This is a genomic window from Phenylobacterium sp., from assembly GCF_041691455.1.
GTDB lineage: Bacteria > Pseudomonadota > Alphaproteobacteria > Caulobacterales > Caulobacteraceae > Phenylobacterium.
Map to the genome: position 1 here is coordinate 19,821 of NZ_JBEPUO010000011.1, position 17,715 is coordinate 37,535.

At 69.7% G+C, this 17,715-nt stretch carries 16 protein-coding genes; 9 read left to right on the forward strand and 7 right to left on the reverse strand.

All coding sequences use genetic code 11. From position 1 onward, the window contains the following. Together ACESMY_RS14175 and ACESMY_RS14180 are read left to right on the forward strand one after the other, a co-directional pair. Complete coding sequence (locus ACESMY_RS14175) at positions 1 to 1,698, forward strand: thiamine pyrophosphate-binding protein (RefSeq protein ID WP_372785252.1); 1,698 nt, start codon at positions 1 to 3, stop codon at positions 1,696 to 1,698. Positions 1,699 to 1,726: 28 nt separating this feature from the next. Continuing rightward, on the forward strand, positions 1,727 to 2,752 hold the full coding sequence (locus ACESMY_RS14180) for an LLM class flavin-dependent oxidoreductase (protein WP_372785253.1): 1,026 nt from the start codon (positions 1,727 to 1,729) through the stop codon (positions 2,750 to 2,752). A gap of 4 nt (positions 2,753 to 2,756) precedes the next feature. On the opposite strand, the gene ACESMY_RS14185 is transcribed toward ACESMY_RS14180, so the two are convergent. The 6 genes from ACESMY_RS14185 to ACESMY_RS14210 are packed head-to-tail and all read right to left on the reverse strand — an operon-like array spanning position 2,757 to position 8,559. Beyond that, on the reverse strand, positions 2,757 to 3,839 hold the full coding sequence (locus ACESMY_RS14185) for a Zn-dependent alcohol dehydrogenase (protein ID WP_372785254.1): 1,083 nt from the start codon (positions 3,837 to 3,839) through the stop codon (positions 2,757 to 2,759). Next, positions 3,839 to 5,104: a cytochrome P450 gene (locus tag ACESMY_RS14190; protein WP_372785255.1), complete on the reverse strand. Its 1,266-nt coding sequence runs from the start codon at positions 5,102 to 5,104 to the stop codon at positions 3,839 to 3,841. Before ACESMY_RS14190 ends, ACESMY_RS14185 begins: the two co-directional genes overlap by 1 nt. Beyond that, complete coding sequence (locus ACESMY_RS14195; protein WP_372785256.1) at positions 5,101 to 5,328, reverse strand: ferredoxin; 228 nt, start codon at positions 5,326 to 5,328, stop codon at positions 5,101 to 5,103. The genes ACESMY_RS14190 and ACESMY_RS14195 overlap by 4 nt, the downstream gene beginning before the upstream one ends. Continuing rightward, complete coding sequence (locus ACESMY_RS14200; RefSeq protein WP_372785257.1) at positions 5,328 to 6,101, reverse strand: SDR family NAD(P)-dependent oxidoreductase; 774 nt, start codon at positions 6,099 to 6,101, stop codon at positions 5,328 to 5,330. The genes ACESMY_RS14195 and ACESMY_RS14200 overlap by 1 nt, the downstream gene beginning before the upstream one ends. Further along, the gene (locus ACESMY_RS14205; RefSeq protein WP_372785258.1) at positions 6,098 to 6,892 is read right to left on the reverse strand and encodes an alpha/beta fold hydrolase; all 795 of its coding nucleotides are present in this window, start codon (positions 6,890 to 6,892) and stop codon (positions 6,098 to 6,100) included. Before ACESMY_RS14205 ends, ACESMY_RS14200 begins: the two co-directional genes overlap by 4 nt. Next, complete coding sequence (locus ACESMY_RS14210) at positions 6,889 to 8,559, reverse strand: FAD-binding protein (protein WP_372785259.1); 1,671 nt, start codon at positions 8,557 to 8,559, stop codon at positions 6,889 to 6,891. The genes ACESMY_RS14205 and ACESMY_RS14210 overlap by 4 nt, the downstream gene beginning before the upstream one ends. Before the next feature lie 97 nt (positions 8,560 to 8,656). On the opposite strand from ACESMY_RS14210, the gene ACESMY_RS14215 reads away from it, so the two are divergent. After that, on the forward strand, positions 8,657 to 9,847 hold the full coding sequence (locus ACESMY_RS14215) for a serine hydrolase domain-containing protein (RefSeq protein WP_372785260.1): 1,191 nt from the start codon (positions 8,657 to 8,659) through the stop codon (positions 9,845 to 9,847). A 10-nt stretch (positions 9,848 to 9,857) separates the two neighbouring features. Here the strand turns inward: ACESMY_RS14215 and ACESMY_RS14220 are convergent, their stop codons facing one another. Then, positions 9,858 to 10,901 carry a TauD/TfdA family dioxygenase gene (locus tag ACESMY_RS14220; protein WP_372785261.1) on the reverse strand — a complete coding sequence of 348 codons (1,044 nt, stop codon included), beginning with the start codon at positions 10,899 to 10,901 and terminating at the stop codon, positions 9,858 to 9,860. A gap of 154 nt (positions 10,902 to 11,055) precedes the next feature. Here ACESMY_RS14220 and ACESMY_RS14225 point away from each other — a divergent pair, with 154 nt between their 5' ends. The 6 genes from ACESMY_RS14225 (at position 11,056) to ACESMY_RS14250 (ending at position 17,663) form a co-directional block, all read left to right on the forward strand. Continuing rightward, positions 11,056 to 11,799, forward strand: coding sequence for a class II aldolase/adducin family protein (locus tag ACESMY_RS14225; protein WP_372785262.1), 744 nt, complete (start codon positions 11,056 to 11,058; stop codon positions 11,797 to 11,799). A gap of 39 nt (positions 11,800 to 11,838) precedes the next feature. Continuing rightward, entirely contained in the window at positions 11,839 to 12,915 is a 1,077-nt protein-coding gene (locus ACESMY_RS14230; RefSeq protein ID WP_372785263.1) for a tartrate dehydrogenase, read from the forward strand. Beyond that, positions 12,916 to 13,995: a zinc-binding dehydrogenase gene (locus ACESMY_RS14235; protein WP_372785264.1), complete on the forward strand. Its 1,080-nt coding sequence runs from the start codon at positions 12,916 to 12,918 to the stop codon at positions 13,993 to 13,995. Positions 13,996 to 14,023: 28 nt separating this feature from the next. Beyond that, positions 14,024 to 15,475, forward strand: a complete 1,452-nt coding sequence (locus ACESMY_RS14240) for an NAD-dependent succinate-semialdehyde dehydrogenase (RefSeq protein WP_372785265.1) — start codon at positions 14,024 to 14,026, stop codon at positions 15,473 to 15,475. 647 nt (positions 15,476 to 16,122) lie between these two features. Continuing rightward, complete coding sequence (locus tag ACESMY_RS14245; RefSeq protein WP_372785266.1) at positions 16,123 to 17,319, forward strand: molybdopterin-dependent oxidoreductase; 1,197 nt, start codon at positions 16,123 to 16,125, stop codon at positions 17,317 to 17,319. Further along, entirely contained in the window at positions 17,316 to 17,663 is a 348-nt protein-coding gene (locus tag ACESMY_RS14250; RefSeq protein ID WP_372785267.1) for a cytochrome c, read from the forward strand. Before ACESMY_RS14245 ends, ACESMY_RS14250 begins: the two co-directional genes overlap by 4 nt. Positions 17,664 to 17,715: the final 52 nt, after the last annotated feature.

Consider the following 17,715-nt stretch of genomic DNA (forward strand, 5'->3'; position numbering starts at 1 on the left):
ATGAGCACGGTCAAGGTCTGCGACGTCATCGTCTCCATCCTGGAGGCCGCCGGGATCGACACCTGCTTCGGTGTGCCGGGCGGCCAGACCGTGCCGTTCTATGGCGCGGCGCGGGCCCGCGGCTTCAACCACATCCTGATGCGCGACGAGCGGAACGCGGCCTGCGCGGCCGACGCCTATGCGCGGGTGAGCGGCCGGGTCGGGATGTGCGACGCCACGGTCGGGCCGGGCTCGACCAATCTGATCTCCGGCCTGGCGGAAGCCTACGCCTCGGCGATCCCGGTGCTGGCGCTGGTGGCCGACATCCGGACCAACCGCGAGCACCTGCGCCACCGGGGCGTCTCCTCCCAGGCCCTGGAGCAGGGGTCGATCCTGGCGCCGGTGACCAAGTGGGTCGGCCGGGTTCAGACCCCGGGCAGCCTGGTGGCGGTGTTCGACCACGCGCTTCGGGTGGCGACCTCCGGGCGTCCCGGGCCGGTCGTGGTGGAGATCCCCGAAGACTTCATGGCCGCGCCGATTCCGGAGCCGGACCTGTCGAAGTTCAGCCCGGCGAGCGCGGTCTGGCCGCGCCATCGCACCGCGCCCCTCCCGCAGGCGGTCGCGGACGCCGTCGCGCGCCTAGCGAGGGCCAAACGGCCGATCGTGCTGGCCGGCGGCGGCGCCATGGCCAGCGGCGCGGGCGCGGAGATCGCCCGGTTCGCCGACGAGTTCGGCATACCGATCGTCACCAGCATCAACGGCAAGGGTGTGGTCAGCGAGCGCAATCCGCTGGCCCTCGGCGTGGTCGGCGTGTTCGGCGACATCGAGGCCAGCCGCACGCTGAAACAGGCCGATACCGTGCTGGTGCTGGGCAGCAAGTTCGCCCAGTTCAATTCCTTCCTTTGGCGACTGCCCAACGCCGGGCAGGAAATCATCCACGTCGACATCGACGGCGAAGAGCTGGGCCGCGCCATTCCCGCCGCCCTTGAGATCGTCGGCGACGCGCGCGAGGCGGCCCGCGCGATCGGCGACGGCCTCGCCGCCCGGAAGGCCCGGTTCTCCTGGAAGCCCGAAGGCGAGCCGTTGCCGCAGCCCGGCACCAAGCCCGACGATCCGGCCGTGGCCCCCGAACGGGTCATGGAGGCGATCAACGTCCTGATGGACGATGGCGCGATCCTGGTGTCTGACGCCAGCCTCGCCTCCGGCTGGACCGCCTCCCGTTTCCAGACCCGCCGGGCCGGCCGCAGCTACCTGGCCCCCCGCGGCCTCGCCGGCATCGGCTGGGCCGGGGGCGCCGCCATCGGCGCCGCGCTCGCCGCGCCCAGGGGCACCCCGGTGATCGCGGTGGCCGGCGACGGAGCGGCCGGCTACTGGCTGGGCGAGATCGAGACCGCCGCCCGACTGAAGCTGCCGATCACCTTCGTGATCCTCAACAATGCCGGCTATGGCTGGGTGATCCAAGGTGAGCGCAGCCTGGGCATCACCCCGGAGTCCGTTTTCGCCCCGGTCGACTTCGCCGCCATCGGCAAGGCCATGGGGACCGGCGCCGCGCGCGCCGCCTCGATCAACGAGGTGCAGGCCGGGTTGACCGAGGCCTTTGCGGGCAAGGGTCCCTACGTGCTGGACGTGCTGAGCTCGGAACGTTCGTCGCCCAGCATCGACTGGGGCGTGCTTGAGCCGAAGTCCGCCAATGCGCTCGGCGCCTACGGCATGGGCTAGCCAGACTATCGCAAGCGGAGGACGCAGGATGCGTTTCGGACTCTTCGGCGGCCCAGCGCGTCCGCCCGGCCAGGCCGGCGACGGCAAATCGTTCCGCCAGTTCGTCGACTATGTGACGGAGGCCGAGCAACTCGGCTTCGAGTCGGTGTTCCTGGTGGAGCACCACTTCACCGGCGCGGGCCAGGTCAGCGCCTCGCTCACTCTGCTGAGCTACCTGGCAGGCCTGACCTCGACCATGCGGCTGGGGACGGCGGTCACCGTCATGCCCTGGCACCATCCGCTGCTGCTCGCCGAGCAGGCGGCGACGGTGGACATCCTGTCCAACGGCCGGTTGGATTTTGGCGTCGGCCGCGGCTACCGGGCCAACGAATTCCACGGCTTCAATATCGATGCCGAGGAGGCGCAGGACCGCTTCGAGGAGGCGTTGGCGCTGGTGCTCAAGAGCTGGACGGCCAAGGAACGCTTCTCCCACGATGGCCGCTTCTGGTCGTTCCGCGATGTGATCGTCGAGCCGCAGCCGGTGCAGGACGATCCGCATCCGCCGATCTGGGTCGCCGCCGGCAGCGAGGGCTCGGTGCGCAAGGCGGCCGCCACCGGTCAGCGCCTGCTGCTCGACCAGTTCGGCTCGACCGAGCTCTCCGCCCAGCGGGTGGCCTGGTACCGCGACGCCCAGGCCAAGGCGGGCGTCGCCTCCCTGCCCAATCAGGTCGCGCTCACCCGCGGCCTGTTGCTGGTGGACCATGCGTCGAAACTGCCCGCCGAGTTCGAGATGCGCCACCGGATCGGCCAGATGATCGCCGCCAGCGCCATGGTGCCCGGCCAGGCGCCGCCGCCCAATCCGACGGGCCCGTTCGTGCTCGACAAGTCCAACGAGGCCACCGCGCAGGCCACCGTCAACGGGACGCCGGACGACTGCATCGCCCGGCTGAAGGAACTCGAGGCGGCAGGCGTCGATTACGTGCTGTTCAACGACCCGTGGGGCGGCATCGAGCGGCTGCGCCTGTTCGCCAGGGAGGTGATGCCGGCCTTCCGCAGGACGGCGGCGGCCGCCTAGACTTTCAGCCGTTGACGATCACCGCCCGGATCACGTCACCGGCCGCCAGCGCGTCCAGGCCATCGTTCACCTCGTCCAGGGTCAGGACGCGCGACACCAACCCGCCCAGGTCAAGCCGGCCGTCCTCGGCGAAGGCGACGTATTTCGGGAAGTCGCGCCGTATGTCGGCCGAGCCGAACAGCGAACTGGAGAACCGTTTCTCCGACAGGAAGAACTGCCAGGCGTCGAACTGGAAGGTCTCGCCGCGCGGCGGCAGACCGACGACGACGATGGTCCCCGCCTGGCGCGTCAGGTCGAAGGCCTGGGCCGCCGTCGCCGGCAGGCCGACCCCGTCGATGCAGGCGTCCGCGCCGCGGCCGTCGGTGATCTCGCGCACCCGTTTGGCCACGTCCTCGGCTGCCGGATCGATGACCGCCGTGGCGCCCAGCCGCAGCGCATCGGCGCGGCGCTGCGGGCGCGGATCGATGCCGATGACGGTCTCCGCGCCGGCGATCCGAGCGCCCTGGATCGCGGCCAATCCCACGGCGCCGCAGCCGATCACCGCCAGGGACCCGCCAGGGCCGATATCCGTGCGGTTGAGCACCGCGCCTAGGCCCGTCGTGACCCCGCAGCCGACTAACGCCAGGTGCGCGTCCGGCAGGGCCGTGCGGATGGCGATCAGCGAGGCCTGGTGCACGCACATCTTCTCGGCGAAGGACCCCAACCCGTAGAGACCGGTGGCCAGCGACCCGTCGGCGCGGCGCGCGCGCAACGGCTTGCGCACCTCCAGCCCCAGCACGCAGATGTTCGGCCTGCCCGCCAGGCAGTTGACGCACACACCGCAGCAGGGCGCCGTCGAGCTGATCACCCGGTCGCCGGGCTTCAGGCGGGTGACCGCCTCGCCCACGGCCTCGACCACGCCGCAGGCTTCATGACCCATGACCATGGGCGCGCCATAGTCGTACTTGCCGGCCCGCACGCTGACGTCGGTCTGGCAAAGGGCGGTGGCCGTGACCCGGACCACGACGTCCTGCGGTCCGGGCGCCAGGAGCTCGACCTCTTCGATGGCCAGCGGGGCGTGGGCCTCCAGGAAGACGGCGGCGCGCATCAGCCCCAGGCCGCCGGAACTCCGGTCGGCATCCTGTAGAGCAGGCCGGTGAGCTGCGGCTCCGGCTCGTCAGGGTCGAACCGCAGGTTGGGCAACCGGTCGAGCAGGGCGTTCAGCGCGGCGCGCAGTTCCATCCGCGCCACCTGGCCGCCGACGCAGAAGTGCGGGCCGTAGCTGAACGACAGGGTCGGCTTCACCGGTCGGAAGGGGTCGAACGCATCCGGATTTTCGAACTGCGCCGGGTCACGGTTGGCCGCGGCGATGCCGGGCTCGATGATCGAACCCTTGGGGATCTTCACGCCGGCGATCTCGGTGTCCTCGGCCACCAGGCGGAAGGGCGAGGTGAGCACCGGCCCGTTCCAGCGCAGGACCTCGTCGACGACCGCGGGCACGAGACTTCGGTCCTCGTAGAGCCGCGCGAGAAGTTCGGGCCGCTGCATCAGCGTGACCAGCACGATGCCGAGGCTGCGGAAGGTGGTGCCGACGCCCGCCGGCACCAGGTTGCAGACCAAGCCCAGGACCTGCTCCTCGGTGATCCTCTGACGCTGGTCGCCCTCGGTGATCTCGCTCTCGATCAACAGGCTGATCAGGTCGTCGCGCGGCGCGCGCCGACGCTCGGCGATCACGGCGCGCATATAGTCTTCGACCTCCAGGCGCGCGGCCCGGGCTTCCGCGGCCGGCGCGGCGCCGATCTGCATCAGGCCGGCCCAGTGCTGGAACTGATCGAGGTCGTCGCGCGCGACGCCCAGGGTCATGGCGATGACGAACACCGGGAACTGGGAGCAGTATTCGAAATAGAGGTCGGCCCGGCCCTTGGCCACGAAGCCGTCGATCAGCTCGTCCAGCCTGGGTTTCACCCACGACTGCCACATGCCCATGGCCTTCTTGCCGAAGGCCGGTTGCACCAGCAGGCGGAACTGGCGGTGTTCCGGATCGTCGGACCCCATCAGCGAGACCGGCCCGAAGGCGTGCTGGGTCATCCGCCGGATGCCGGCATTGGTGAAAAGGTTGTTCTCGCGCAGCACGTGCTCGGTGGCGGCGTAGCTCAGGGTGCAAAACCGCTGGGCGTCTTTCCAGGCTTCCGAGGTCGGATCGCCCATGCCGAACATCGCGAAGAACGAGCTGTCGTGGACGCCGCCGTTGATCGGACGCAACTCGGCGAACCGAGGATAGGGATCGTCGACGACACCGGCGCCGGTGCGGCTGGTGGTCTTGCGCTCCCAATCGTGGCGGCCGACCCCGCCGGTCTCGGTGGATGCGGTCATGACGGAACTCCTGGGGTCTCGATGCTGATGGCCTGCACCGGGCAGGCCGCAACCGCCGTGCGGATGGCGGCCTCAGGGTCTGAACCGCCGTCCAGGAGGCGCACCAGGCCTTGTTCGTCGGTCTCGAAAGTCTGTGGCGCGAGGCTGGCGCAGGTCTCGCTGCAGACGCAGCGGGCGCGGTCGATGCGGACCCGCAGGCCGCTGGGGTGGTCGAAGCTGTCCATCAGTAGACCAGCGTCCCGCCGCCATCGACGACGAAGGTGATCCCGTTGACGAAGGAAGCCGCGGGGCTGAGCAGGAAGGCGATCACCTTGGCCACCTCCTCGGGCTGGCCCAGCCGGCCCAGCGGCGAACGCGCGATCATCAGCTTGCCATAGGGTCCGCTGGTCAGGTCGCCGATCCGCGCGGTTTCGATCACGCCCGGCGCCACGGCGTTCGCCCGATAGGCGCCTCGACCGAACACGGCGTGGAAGCGGGTTACGCCGCCGACGGCGGCCTTGCCCGCCATGTACCAGCCGTTGAAATCGGAAAGGTCCCGCCCCACCAGCACCGAAGGCGGCGGTCCTCCGGCCACGGCGCCGGCCACCGAGGCCAGGTTGACGACGCTCGCGCCCTCTGGAAGGCCGGTCTTCACCCAGGCGGCGGTGACGATCTGGACGCTGCCGGCGGTCTGGGCGAGGCCTTCCTCGATCGTCAGATTGAGCGCGCTGGGCGGACCGGCATTGTTCACCAGGTAACCGATCGGCCCGAACTCCGCGCGCAGGGCGGCCATCATGGCGCCCACCGGCTCACGGTCGGCCGTGTTCAACACCCGGCCGGTGAACCTCGGACCCAGATCGAGAGCGGCGAGCCCGGCCTCGTTGATGTCCAGGCCGATCACCCGCAGGCCCTGCCCCAGCAGTTCGCGGGCGGTGCACAGGCCGATGCCGCTGGCCGCGCCCGTGACGACGGCGACGGCGCCGTCCGGAAAGCCCAGGAAGTTCTCGACGTCGCTCATGGCGGGGTGGTTTCCATATGGTCCAGGAGGAAATGGGTGACCGCCGCCGCGAAAGCGGCCGGCTGGTCGAGACTGATAAAGTGGCCGGCTTCGGGCACGACAGCGGTGGTCGACCCCGGCAGGGCGGCGGCCAGGGCTTCGGCGCGGTCAACGGTCGGCCCGTCGGCGCCGAACAGCAGCAGGCAGGGCAGGTCGAGTTTCGCGAGCGCGGCCGCCAGATCGAAGTCCCGGATCGCCGCCATGACCCCGACCAGCCCGGCCGCGCCGGTGCGGACGCGTTCCCGGTTCCAGCGGTCCAGGAGCTCGGTGTCCACCACCCGGTTGAAACGCGGCTGGACCGCCTCCAGCGGCTGCTCGGCCTGCCCGAACATCTGCTCCACGCGCGGCCAGGCGGCCAGCCACCAGTCGCGGGTGCGGAACTGCATCTCGTCCAGCACGACGGCGGAGACCTCGCCGCCGCCGGCCGCGTGGCTGGCGGCGATGAACGCCCCGACCGAACTCCCCAGCAGCGCTGGCCGCCGCAGCCCGAGCGCCGCGATGAGGTCCGCGAGGCTCCCGGCATAGGCCTCGATCGAAGGCGGGGCCGTGACATCGTCGCTGTCGCCATGGCCCGGCATGTCCCAGGCGATCACGTCCCAGCGGGCGGCCAGGGCGTCCAGCGCCGGCGCGAACTCGTGCCAGGAGTGTCCATTGCCGTGCAGCATCACGAGGCTCGGTCCGCGGCCCGCCCGAATATAGGCGACCTCGCCCAGGCGGGTGCTGACGCGCCCCTGGACCGGCGTCGCGATCATGCGGCGGCCCCGCTCGCCGTCATGTTCCGGCCGGCCATGTGCTGCGCGGCGATGACCGAGAACACCATCGAGGCGCCGATCGAGGACCCCGCGCCGGGGTACATGTGGCCGAACACCGAGGCCGAGGTGTTGCCCGCGGCATAGAGGCCGGGGATCGGCTCGCCGGCCTCGGTCAGCACCCGGCCATGCTCATCGGCCACCAGCCCGCCGGCCGTCCCGACGTCGCCTGGGAAGGTGGAGACCGCGTAGAACGGCGCCTTCTCGATGGCGCCCAGGTTGGGGTTCGGCTTGTTGCGGCCATCGCCGTAGAACCGGTTGTAGACGCTCTCGCCGCGATGGAAGTCGGCGTCCACGCCTTGGCGCGCCATGGCGTTGAAGCGCTCGACCGTGGCCCGGAAGACCGTCGGATCCATCCCGCACTGGCCGGCCAGCTCTTCGAGCGTCGCGGCCTTCTTCATGTAGCCGCTCTCGAACCATGCCTTGGGCGTCATCCGCGGCGGGGTCATGCCAAAGGCGTAGGTGTCGCGGTGCCGGCTTTCCAGGATCATCCAGGAGGGCGCGCCGTTGGCCCGTTGGCGGGCGAGCATGATCTGGCCGACTTCCATGTAGGGATCGGCCTCGTTGACGAAGCGTTCGCCGCGGCTGTCCACGATGATCGCGTGCGGGAAGCAGCGGTCCCAGACGTGCAGCATCACCGAGCCCGGCGGCCGGGTGCCAGGCACCCACCAGGCCTCCTCCAGCAGGTCGACCGCCGCGCCCAGCGCCCTGCCGATGCGGATCGCGTCGCCGGTGTCCTCGCGTGTCGACATGGTCCCGTCGATGCCGGCGGGCGACTGCCTTTCGGCGCGCATCTCGGCATTGCGGGCAAAGCCGCCGGCGGCCAGCAGGATGCCGCGCCGGGCGCGGATACGCAGGGTCGTGCCGTCGCGCTCAACCACAGCGCCGACCACGCGGCCGTCGTCCAGCACGAGCTCGACCAGTGAAGTCCCGCGCCAGATCGGCACACCCGCTTTCAGGAGCGCACCGAACACTCGGCCCATCAGCGCCTGGCCACGGGTCAAGAGCTTCGCGCCGGTCAGCCTGGCCCATAGCGCGCGCAGGCCCACGCGCGCCCAGACCGCCGCCGCCTTCAAGGTCCGCGGGCCGAGCGCCAGCACCGCGACCTCGACTGAGTTGGCCGGAACCACCAGCATGGTCGGACGCAGCTGGTCGCGTGCGGCGCCCAGCTTGCGGCTGTCGAACGGCAGGGCGTGCAGGGTCCGGCCTTGCGGCACGCCGCCCTCGCGCTCGGAGTAGTAGTCCGGCCAGCCGGAATGGGCGAGCGGCACGCCCTGCCGCTTCAGCAGGTCGAGCAGGGCGTGACCACCCGAGACGTAGGCCTCCAGGCGGGCGGGCGAGGCGGCGGGTCCCGCCTCCCCGACCAGTGCGCGTAGATGGGCGTTGGCCTTGGCCGGCGAGTCCGTCGCCCCGGCGGCCTTCAGGAACGGATTATCGAGGATCCAGAGGGTGCCGCCCGACAGGCTGGTGGCCCCGCCCACATAGGCCGACTTCTCGATCACCAGGACGTCGAGCCCCGTCTCGGCGCCGGCCAGCGCGCCGGCCAGGCCGCCGCCCGCACCCACCACCAGGAGGTCACAAACATGATCCCAGGCCTCAACCGCCGCCATCCGCCCACCCTACGCCCGCCCCTTTTCTCGAGAGGCTGAATATTCTATTTATTACACTATAATGGCGTGAGCGGACGCGTCACTGGAAAATGAAACGGTGACCGCGCCCCGGGGGGATCTGCACATGGCCAGCGGCTTTCCGCGCACCTCCGCCGTCCTTGGCGACTACGTGGCCTCAGGGCGCCTTGCGGGGGTTTCCCTGGCTGCCCGGCATGGCGGCGTCACCCGGTACGTCAACGTCGGACGTCCGGCCTTCGACCACGCCGAGGCCATCGGCCCCGACACGATCTTCCGCATCTACTCGATGACCAAGCCGGTGACCGGCGTCGCCGCGATGATCCTGATCGGCGAGGGCCTGTTGGGACTCGACCAGCAGATTTCCGAGATCCTGCCGGCGTTCGCGGCCATGCGGGTGATCGTCGGCGACGATGTCGCAAAGACCCGGCCGGCGACGCGGCCGATCCTGATCCGCCACCTGCTGACCCACACCGCCGGCCTCTCCTACGGGATCAATCCTGAAGGGCTGCTGCCCCCGGTCTATCGCCGCCACGGCGTCGAGCCGTTCACCCTGTCCCGCGACGGATCGACCGATGCGCCGCCGACCTTGGAGGCGTTCGCCGAGCGCCTCGCCCCCTTGCCGCTAAGCACCGACCCCGGCGCGCGTATGGACTACAGCGTGGCGCTCGACCTGCTCGGCCTCATCATCGAGCGGGTGGAAGCCAAGCCCTTCCCGCAGGTGCTGCGCGAACGCCTCTTCGATCCGCTCGGCATGAACGACACCGGCTTCCACGTGCCCGCCGAGAAGCTCGGGCGGCTGGCCACCAACTATCGCCTCGCCGAGGGCGGGCTCGTCGTCGAGGACGCGCCGGCGCAGAGCGCCTACGCCCAGCCCGACCGCCTGCCCTCGGGCGGCGCGGGCCTGGTCTCGACCGCGCGCGACTATCTGCGCTTCTGCGCCATGCTGTTGAACGACGGCGAGTTCGAGGGCGTGCGGATCATGGCGCCGCAGACCGTGCGGCTGGCCTGCTCGAACCTGTCGCCGCCGGGCGTCTTCACGCCGCTCGGCGACGGCTTCGCGGCCGGCATGCGGATCGTGCGCCCCGAGAACGTCCGCGACGGAGACCTGCCGGCGGGGGCCGTCAGCTGGGGCGGTGCGGCGGGCACGACCATGTGGGTGGACCGGGCTAACGGCCTCGCCCTGGTGATGATGACCCAGTTCATGCCGCAGGACGCCTACCCGATCTGGGAGGAGATCCGGCGCGCCGCCTACGAGGACCTCGCGGCCTAAGCCGGCCTCGTCAGAACACCAGGCCGACCTGAACGTCGCGGCTCCCCGTGAAGGGTTGGCGGCCGTGAGCGGTGTAGATGTTGTCGAGCAGCATGAAATCCCCGTGCTCGTAGGGCAGGTTCACCGCCAGGCGGTCGAGGATGTCGTAGAGTGGCGTGACCATGTCCTCGGGGATATCGCCGCCGTCGCCGAACAGGATCTCGATCGGGCGTGGCCGGCCCCCCGGGAAGGCCTTGTTGAGCGTGTCGTAGTTCTGCGCCAGGCGGGCTTGGTTGAAATGCATGCCCTGGACCTGCGCGAACCAGACTTCCTCGCCCGTCACCGAATGGTTCACGAAGCCGCTCGAGCGGTAGCGCATCGACAGCGACCCGTCGTCCTCCCAAACCGCCTCGCAACCCACCGCGCGGCAGGCCTCCTCCGCCTGTTCCACGGTCTCGACCTGGAGGACGTCGGTCCATTCGCGGCGGAAGAGCGCCACCAGAGGATCGCTCACCGGGCCCGGGGCGCGGTAGTTGCGCCGATAGAGGACGCCGCGCTCGTGCACCGCATCCAGCAGGTTCGCGGGGATCTGCTTCTGGAACCGCCGCATGTCGCCGATCGTCGTGCAGCCGCCCGTCTCGGATGGCTTCAGGCAATAGAAGGCGACCATCTTCGGGAAGCTGGGCAGATAGCCCATTTCCTGATGCAGGATGATCTTCTGGTCGGCCGGGACGCGGGAGGCCTCGAAGACCTTGCCGGCGATGTTCTTGCGCGGCGTCAGGCCCCCGGCATAGCCGTTGGGATCGGTGTCGTAGCACTGGATCATGGCGTTGAACGCCATGGTGTCGGGAATGGCGAAACCGCGGAGCACGACGCCGCCGTAGGTCGGCAGCAGGGCTTCCAGCGTCCTGTGGTGTTCCGCGAACCACGACTGCACAGCCAGCGGGTCCTTGGCGAGGGCCGGCGAGGCGGGCTCGACCATCAGCGGCAAGCCGTAGGCGTCGTAGGGGTGATGCGTGACGTCGCCCGGCAGGTCCCCGCTTTTCAGGTTGGCGGTCTTCAGGTTGGCGCGCATCGGTTCCTCTCCACCCCAACTGTCACGAGCCGCAGCGGGTGGCAATTGGTACCATTTCTTACACTATTTACAACCATCGCCATATCGTCCAGACCGGTGGGCGCCGGAAGCGCGAAGTCAGCATAGGTTGCTGAGGCCGGAGAGAGCGTCGAGCATGTCAGCGGACCAGAACGAGGCGGAAGCCGGCCTTCGGTGCGATCTGGCGGCCTGCTACCGCCTGGTGGCGATGATGGGCTGGGACGACCTGCTGTACACCCACCTCTCCGTGCGCATCCCAGGGCCCGAGCATCACTTCCTGCTCAATCCCTTCGGCCTGCTGTTCGAGGAGGTCACCGCCTCGTCGCTGGTCAAGGTGGACCTCGACGGCAATATCGTCGCGCCGTCGCCGCATCCGATCAACACCGCGGGCTTCACGATCCACTCGGCGGTGCATGCGGCCCGCGACGACGCCCAGTGCGTCATGCACCTGCATACGGTGGCCGGCACGGGGGTCTCCTGCCAGGAAGGGGGACTGCTGCCGCTGCATCAGGAGGCCATGCTGATCTGCGGCCAGCTCGCCTATCACGACTACGAGGGCGTGGCCCTCGATCACGAGGAGCGCCCGCGCCTGGTCGCCGACCTGGGCGACCGCAATTTCATGATGCTGCGCAACCACGGCACGCTCACCTGCGGCGGCAGCATCGCCACCGCCTTCCAGCGGATGTACCGGCTCGAACGCGCCTGCGAGATGCAGGTGGCCGCCCTGGCCGGCGACCGGCCGCTGGTGACGCCCAACCAGGCGGTCCAGCAACTGACCCACGAGCAGGGCTCCTCGGACCCGCAGCCCATCGCCGACCAGTACCTGTGGCCCGCCCTGCTACGGAAGCTCGATCGGATGGGCTCCGATCATCGGCTGTAGCGGGCGGACGACGAGGAACGAGAGAGTGGGCGGCCAGAGATGAAACGCTACGAGATCGCCGTCATCCCCGGCGACGGCATCGGCAAGGAGGTGATGGTCGAGGGGACCCGCGCGCTCGAGGCCGCGGCCGCCCGGTTCGGCTTCGAGGTCCGCTTCCGGCCGTTCGACTGGAGTTGCGAAAGCTACAAGGCCACTGGCGCGATGATGCCTGACGACGGCATCGACCGGCTGCGCGGTCACGACGCGATCTTCCTCGGCGCGGTGGGCTTCCCCGGCGTACCCGACCACATCTCGCTGTGGGGCCTGCTGATCCCCATCCGGCGGAGTTTCGACCAGTACATCAACCTGCGCCCCGTCCGGCTGCTGCGCGGGGTCCGGTCGCCGCTGCGCGACGTCGAGCCCGGCGACATCGACTTCTGGATCGTCCGCGAGAACAGCGAGGGCGAGTACTCCCAACTCGGCGGCCGCCAGTTCGCCGGGACGCCGCAGGAGATGGCGCTGCAGACGGCGGTCTTCACCCGGCGCGGCTGCGACCGGGCGATCACCTATGCCTTCGAGCTGGCCCGCCGGCTCGGCAGGACCCACGTCGACTCGGCCACCAAGTCGAACGGCATCTATCATTCCATGCCGTTCTGGGACGAGCGGTTCGCAGCCGTCGCCGCGGGATATCCGGACATCACCACCGAGCAGCACCATGTCGACATCCTGGCGGCGCGATTCGTGATGCAGCCGCAGCGATTCCAGGTGGTGGTCGGCAGCAACCTGTTCGGCGACATCCTCTCCGACCTCGGCCCCGGCGTGACCGGCACCATCGCCGTCGCGCCGTCGGCCAACATCAATCCGGAGCGGGAGCACCCTTCGATGTTCGAGCCGGTGCACGGATCGGCGCCGGACATCGCCGGCCGCGGGATCGCCAATCCGATCGGCCAGATCTGGTCGGCGGCGATGATGCTGGACCACCTCGGCGAGCCGCAGGCCGCAGCGGCCATCCTCAGCGCCATTGAGGCGACGCTGACGGCGAAGGGCGCGCCGCTGACGCCCGATCTGGGCGGGCGCGCACGCACCGGCGACCTGGGCGGCGCCATCGCCGCACAGATCCTCAAGGGGGACATCTAGATGCAGGCGGTCGTTCGGCGGGACAGCCAGCTGATCTGCACGGAGGTCGAGGACCCGGTTCCGGGAGCCGGCCAGGTCCTGTTGCGCACCCTGGCCTGCGGAATCTGCGGCTCGGACCTGCACGTCCATGTCCACGCCGAGCGGCGGGCCGAGGTGGCCCGCAAGGCCGGCCGCGCCAACCCGGCCGATCCTGCCAAGGACCTGATCTTCGGTCACGAATTCTGCGGCGAGGTCCTGACCTACGGTCCGGAAGCGGAGCGCCGCTTCGAACCGGGCGCCCGCGTCGTCGCCCTGCCCTATGCGACGGGGCCGGGCGGGCGCGAGACGGTGGGGTTCTCCAACCGCTTCCCGGGCGGCTACGGCGAACGGATCTGCGTCGATGCGGCCATGCTGATGGCGGTTCCGGATCACCTTTCCGACCGGGAAGCGGCGATGGTCGAACCCTTCGCCGTGGGCGTCCACGCCGTGGCCGAGGCGACCCTCGACGCCGACTCCGTCTGCATGGTCATCGGCTGCGGGCCGGTGGGGCTGGCGGTGGTCGCCTCGCTGAAGGCTCAGGGGTTTGGTCCCGTGATCGCTGTCGACTATTCGCCCGCCCGGCGCGCCATGGCCGAGCGCCTGGGCGCCGACGTGATCGTCGACGCCGCGGCCCAGTCGCCGCACACCCACTGGGGACCGCTCGGTGTCTCGCCCTCGCTCTTGCAGCGCCAGGCCGCGCAGGACCTTGGACAAAGGGTGCGCAAGCCCGTCGTCTTCGAGTGCGTCGGCGTGCCGGGAGTCCTGCAGGGGATTATCGAGGGCGTGGCGCCCGGCGCTCAGCTCATCGTGGCGGGGGTCTGCATGGAAGAGGACCGCTTCGAGCCCTCCATGGCGATCAACAAGCAGCTCAGCATGCGCTTCGTCTCCGCCTACACGGTCAAGGAGTTCGCCGACACCCTGGCCCACATTGCCGACGGGCGCATCGACGCGGCGCCGGTGATCAGCCGCGTGGTCGGCCGCTCGGGCGTGGCCGGGGCTTTCGAGGCGCTGGCGCGCCCCAACGCCGACATCAAGATCGTCATCGAAAGCGGCCGGCCTTGAGGGCCGCCGCGGCGCCTGAGAGGCCAAATTGACCCTCGTCCTGAACGACCCCGGACTCCTGCGGTTCGAGAACCGCATCGGCGCGCTATGGGTCCCGCCCGGCGCCGCGTCGATCGCGGTTTCCAATCCCGCAACCGGCGAGACGATCGGGCAGGTCCCTCGTTTCGGCGCGGCGGAAACCCGCCAGGCGATCGAAGCCGCCGCCGCGGCCCTGACCGGCTGGCGCGCCCAGACCGCGGGCGAGCGGGCCGCGATCCTGCGCGCCCTGAGCGGCCTCCTGCTGGAGCACGTCGAGGACCTGGCGCTGATCCTGTCGTCCGAGCAGGGCAAGTCCCTGGCCGAAGCCCGGGGTGAGATCCGGGGAAGCGCGGCCTATATCCAATGGTTCGCCGAAGAGGGCCGCCGGGCCTATGGCGACGTCATCCCCTCGCCCTGGAAGGACCGTCGGGTGCTGACCACCCGCGAGCCGGTGGGCGTGGTGGCGGCGATCACCCCGTGGAACTTCCCCTCCTCGATGATCGCCCGCAAGCTGGGCGCGGCGCTGGCGGCCGGCTGCACGATCGTGGTCAAGCCGGCCTCGCAGACCCCGCTCTCGGCCCTCGCCTGGGGCGAGCTTTGCCAGCGGGCCGGGGTTCCCGACGGGGTCTTCAACTGCATCACCGGTTCGGCCGCGGAGATCGGCGGCGAACTGACCCGCCATCCGGCGGTCAAGAAGGTCACCTTCACCGGCTCGACCGCCGTGGGCAAGACGCTGATGGCCCAGTCCGCGGCGACCATGAAGAAGGTGTCGATGGAGCTGGGCGGCAACGCGCCCTTCATCGTCTTCGCCGACGCCGACCTCGACCGGGCGGTGGCCGGCGCGATCGACTCGAAGTTCCGCAACAGCGGCCAGACCTGCGTCTGCGCCAACCGCTTCCTGATCCACGACAGCGTCTATGACGCCTTCAACGCCAAGCTGGCGGCGGCCGTCGGCAAGCTGAAGGTCGGGGCCGGGACCGAGCCGGACGTGCAGCAGGGCCCGCTGATCGACGAAGCGGCCGTGCGCAAGGTCGAGGAGCACATCGCCGACGCGGTGGCGCGCGGCGCCCGCGTGGTCGTCGGCGGCGCCCGCCACGCGCTTGGCGGCTCGTTCTTCCAGCCGACGGTCATGGTCGACGTGTCGGCCGACGCCCTGGTGGCGCGCGAAGAGACTTTCGGCCCGCTCGCCCCGGTCTTCCCGTTCAGCGACGACGCGCAGGCGGTGCGCATGGCCAACGACACCGAATTCGGCCTCGCCTGCTATTTCTACACCAGGGATCTCGGCCGCGCGTTCCGGGTTTCCGAGCAGCTCGAGTACGGCATCGTCGCCGTCAACGAGGGCCTGGTCACCACCGAGGTCGCGCCCTTCGGCGGCGTGAAGGAGTCGGGCATGGGCCGTGAAGGCGCCCGCTCCGGCCTGCAGGACTACATGGTCGAAAAGTACATCTGCCTGGGGCTCTAGGGTGCGGCGCCGGCGCCTGGACGCGGCCCCCGCCAACCGCTGCCTGCGCGGCTTAGAAGGATGGTGCCCGAGGTCGGGCTCGAACCGACACACCTTGCGGTACCGGATTTTGAGTCCCACACGCCTGATGTAAGTAACGGATTCTACTATGCTATTTTTTTGACACAAGCCGAATGTGTAAGAGAATGTGTAAGTTTTCGGAGCTAGTGGCTCGCTGCGGCGGCAGCACCGGGTCTTGATGTCGGGCGCCTTCAGCCCCGCTTTCGGTTCTTTGAAGAGGTCCGGAGGGTCCACTCCTCACCGCAAAGGCAGTGCTCGCTGCCGCCTCATAGGGATCCACACACGCGGTGGTCCGGGCAGCTATCCGAAGGTGATCCCCGCGAGACCTGCGCCGAGGAATTGGCCAGTAACGAAAGACCGTGCGCGAGCGCCTGGACGCCTAGCTGGCCTTGGGCGACGGACAATGGCCGGAGCACGCGGCTATAGTCGGCGTCGCCCAGATATCGGCGTTAGCCCCGACGTCTTCTATCGCGCAATGCAGAGTCGGCGGTGATCCGGCGAAGCTATCCAAAATGGCTGGCGGCCCACTGGCGTTCGCCCCGGGCTTCCGCCAATCTCTGCCGACTGACGGAGCAAGGATCGTAAAGATGAACACCGCAGACCGACGGACGGTCCTGGCCGGCGCGGCCGCGCTCCTCGCCGCCGGCGCGGCACGCGCCGAGACGGCTACGCTGCCTTTCGGCAATGGCGAGCGACCGGTGGCCGCCTATCCGGAGAAGCGCCCGATGCTGGTGCTGACCGAACGGCCGCCGCAACTGGAAACGCCCTTCGAGGTGTTCGACCATGGCGCCTTCACGCCGAACGACGCCTTCTTCGTGCGCTATCATCTGGCCGGCACGCCGCCCCGCGGCCTGGATGCGGCGACACACCGGGTGAGGGTGCGAGGCGCGGTGGAAAAACCGCTCGACCTCAGCCTGGACGACCTGCGGCGCGACTTCCCGGCGGTGGAGCTGGCGGCCGTCAATGAGTGCTCCGGCAATGGTAGGGGATTCTCAACCCCGCGCGTCGCGGGCGGCCAGCTCGGCGAGGGCATGATGGGCAACGCGCTCTGGCGCGGCGTCTCGGTCAAGGCCTTGCTCGACCGCGCCGGCGTGAAGGCCACCGCGCAGGCCGTGGAATTCAACGGCGCCGACCGGCCGCAGATACCGTCGGTCGCGGACTTCGTGAAGGGCCTGGGCATCGACCACGCGCGCAACGGCGAGGTCATGCTGGCCTATGAGATGAACGGCGCGCCGCTGCCGCTGCTCAACGGCTATCCGCTGCGGCTGATCGTGCCCGGCTATTACGGCACCTACTGGGTCAAGCACCTGACCGACCTGACCGTGCTGGAGCAGGCCTCGCAGAGCTACTGGATGCAGAAGGCCTACCGCATCCCGGATAACGACTGCGCCTGCGTCCCGGCTGGGACGGCCCCTCCGGCAACGCGGCCGATCGGCAAGCTCAACGTCCGCAGCTTCATCACCAACCTCCAGGACGGCCAGACCGCGAAGGCTTCGCCGCGGGTGCTGGTGCGCGGCATCGCCTTCGATGGTGGAGCGGGTGTCGCGGCGGTGGACCTGTCCACAGACGGCGGCAAAACCTGGAAGCCCGCCGCGCTGGGCCAGGACCACGGGAAGTATTCCTTCCGTGAGTGGTCGGCGCACGTACCGCTGGATCGGGGCGAGCACTTCTTGATCGCGCGCGCCAAAAGCAAGGCCGGCGATCTGCAGCCGCTGACCGCCAACTGGAACCCCAGCGCCTATATGCGCAACGCCGCGGATCTGGTGCGGGTGATGGCCGCATGAGCCCGCTGTCGCGCTCGCTGCTTGTCGTCATCTTCCTTGCCACGTCCTGGGGCGCGGCCGCCCGCGAGCCCGGGAGCAAGGCGCCGCCGGCCTACAATCCGCCACCGGAATCCTCGCGGTTCATCGCGGCGCCGGGCGTTGAGGCGGCGCAGAAGCACTGCCTCGCCTGCCATTCGGCAGACTATGTCAGCACCCAGCCGCCGCACATGCCCGCCGCCTTCTGGCAGAACGAGGTCGCCAAGATGCGCAATGCCTACGGCGCGCACCTTTCCGACGACGACGCCAAGGCGGTCACGGACTATCTGGTGACGACCTACACGGAGCCTTCGGCCGGCCGTCGATGATCTGGTAGCCCGCCGGCGTCTGCATCCAGCTGTTGATAGCGAGGATTCCGAC

What these genes read in the sequence shown, in the direction of transcription:
- ACESMY_RS14175 (WP_372785252.1), top strand. Translation starts at nt 1, where the DNA reads ATGAGCACGGTCAAGGTCTGCGACGTCATCGTCTCCATCCTGGAGGCC.
- ACESMY_RS14180 (WP_372785253.1), top strand. Translation starts at nt 1,727, where the DNA reads ATGCGTTTCGGACTCTTCGGCGGCCCAGCGCGTCCGCCCGGCCAGGCC.
- ACESMY_RS14185 (WP_372785254.1), bottom strand. Translation starts at nt 3,839, where the DNA reads ATGCGCGCCGCCGTCTTCCTGGAGGCCCACGCCCCGCTGGCCATCGAA.
- ACESMY_RS14190 (WP_372785255.1), bottom strand. Translation starts at nt 5,104, where the DNA reads ATGACCGCATCCACCGAGACCGGCGGGGTCGGCCGCCACGATTGGGAG.
- ACESMY_RS14195 (WP_372785256.1), bottom strand. Translation starts at nt 5,328, where the DNA reads ATGGACAGCTTCGACCACCCCAGCGGCCTGCGGGTCCGCATCGACCGC.
- ACESMY_RS14200 (WP_372785257.1), bottom strand. Translation starts at nt 6,101, where the DNA reads ATGAGCGACGTCGAGAACTTCCTGGGCTTTCCGGACGGCGCCGTCGCC.
- ACESMY_RS14205 (WP_372785258.1), bottom strand. Translation starts at nt 6,892, where the DNA reads ATGATCGCGACGCCGGTCCAGGGGCGCGTCAGCACCCGCCTGGGCGAG.
- ACESMY_RS14210 (WP_372785259.1), bottom strand. Translation starts at nt 8,559, where the DNA reads ATGGCGGCGGTTGAGGCCTGGGATCATGTTTGTGACCTCCTGGTGGTG.
- ACESMY_RS14220 (WP_372785261.1), bottom strand. Translation starts at nt 10,901, where the DNA reads ATGCGCGCCAACCTGAAGACCGCCAACCTGAAAAGCGGGGACCTGCCG.
- ACESMY_RS14225 (WP_372785262.1), top strand. Translation starts at nt 11,056, where the DNA reads ATGTCAGCGGACCAGAACGAGGCGGAAGCCGGCCTTCGGTGCGATCTG.
- ACESMY_RS14230 (WP_372785263.1), top strand. Translation starts at nt 11,839, where the DNA reads ATGAAACGCTACGAGATCGCCGTCATCCCCGGCGACGGCATCGGCAAG.
- ACESMY_RS14235 (WP_372785264.1), top strand. Translation starts at nt 12,916, where the DNA reads ATGCAGGCGGTCGTTCGGCGGGACAGCCAGCTGATCTGCACGGAGGTC.
- ACESMY_RS14245 (WP_372785266.1), top strand. Translation starts at nt 16,123, where the DNA reads ATGAACACCGCAGACCGACGGACGGTCCTGGCCGGCGCGGCCGCGCTC.
- ACESMY_RS14250 (WP_372785267.1), top strand. Translation starts at nt 17,316, where the DNA reads ATGAGCCCGCTGTCGCGCTCGCTGCTTGTCGTCATCTTCCTTGCCACG.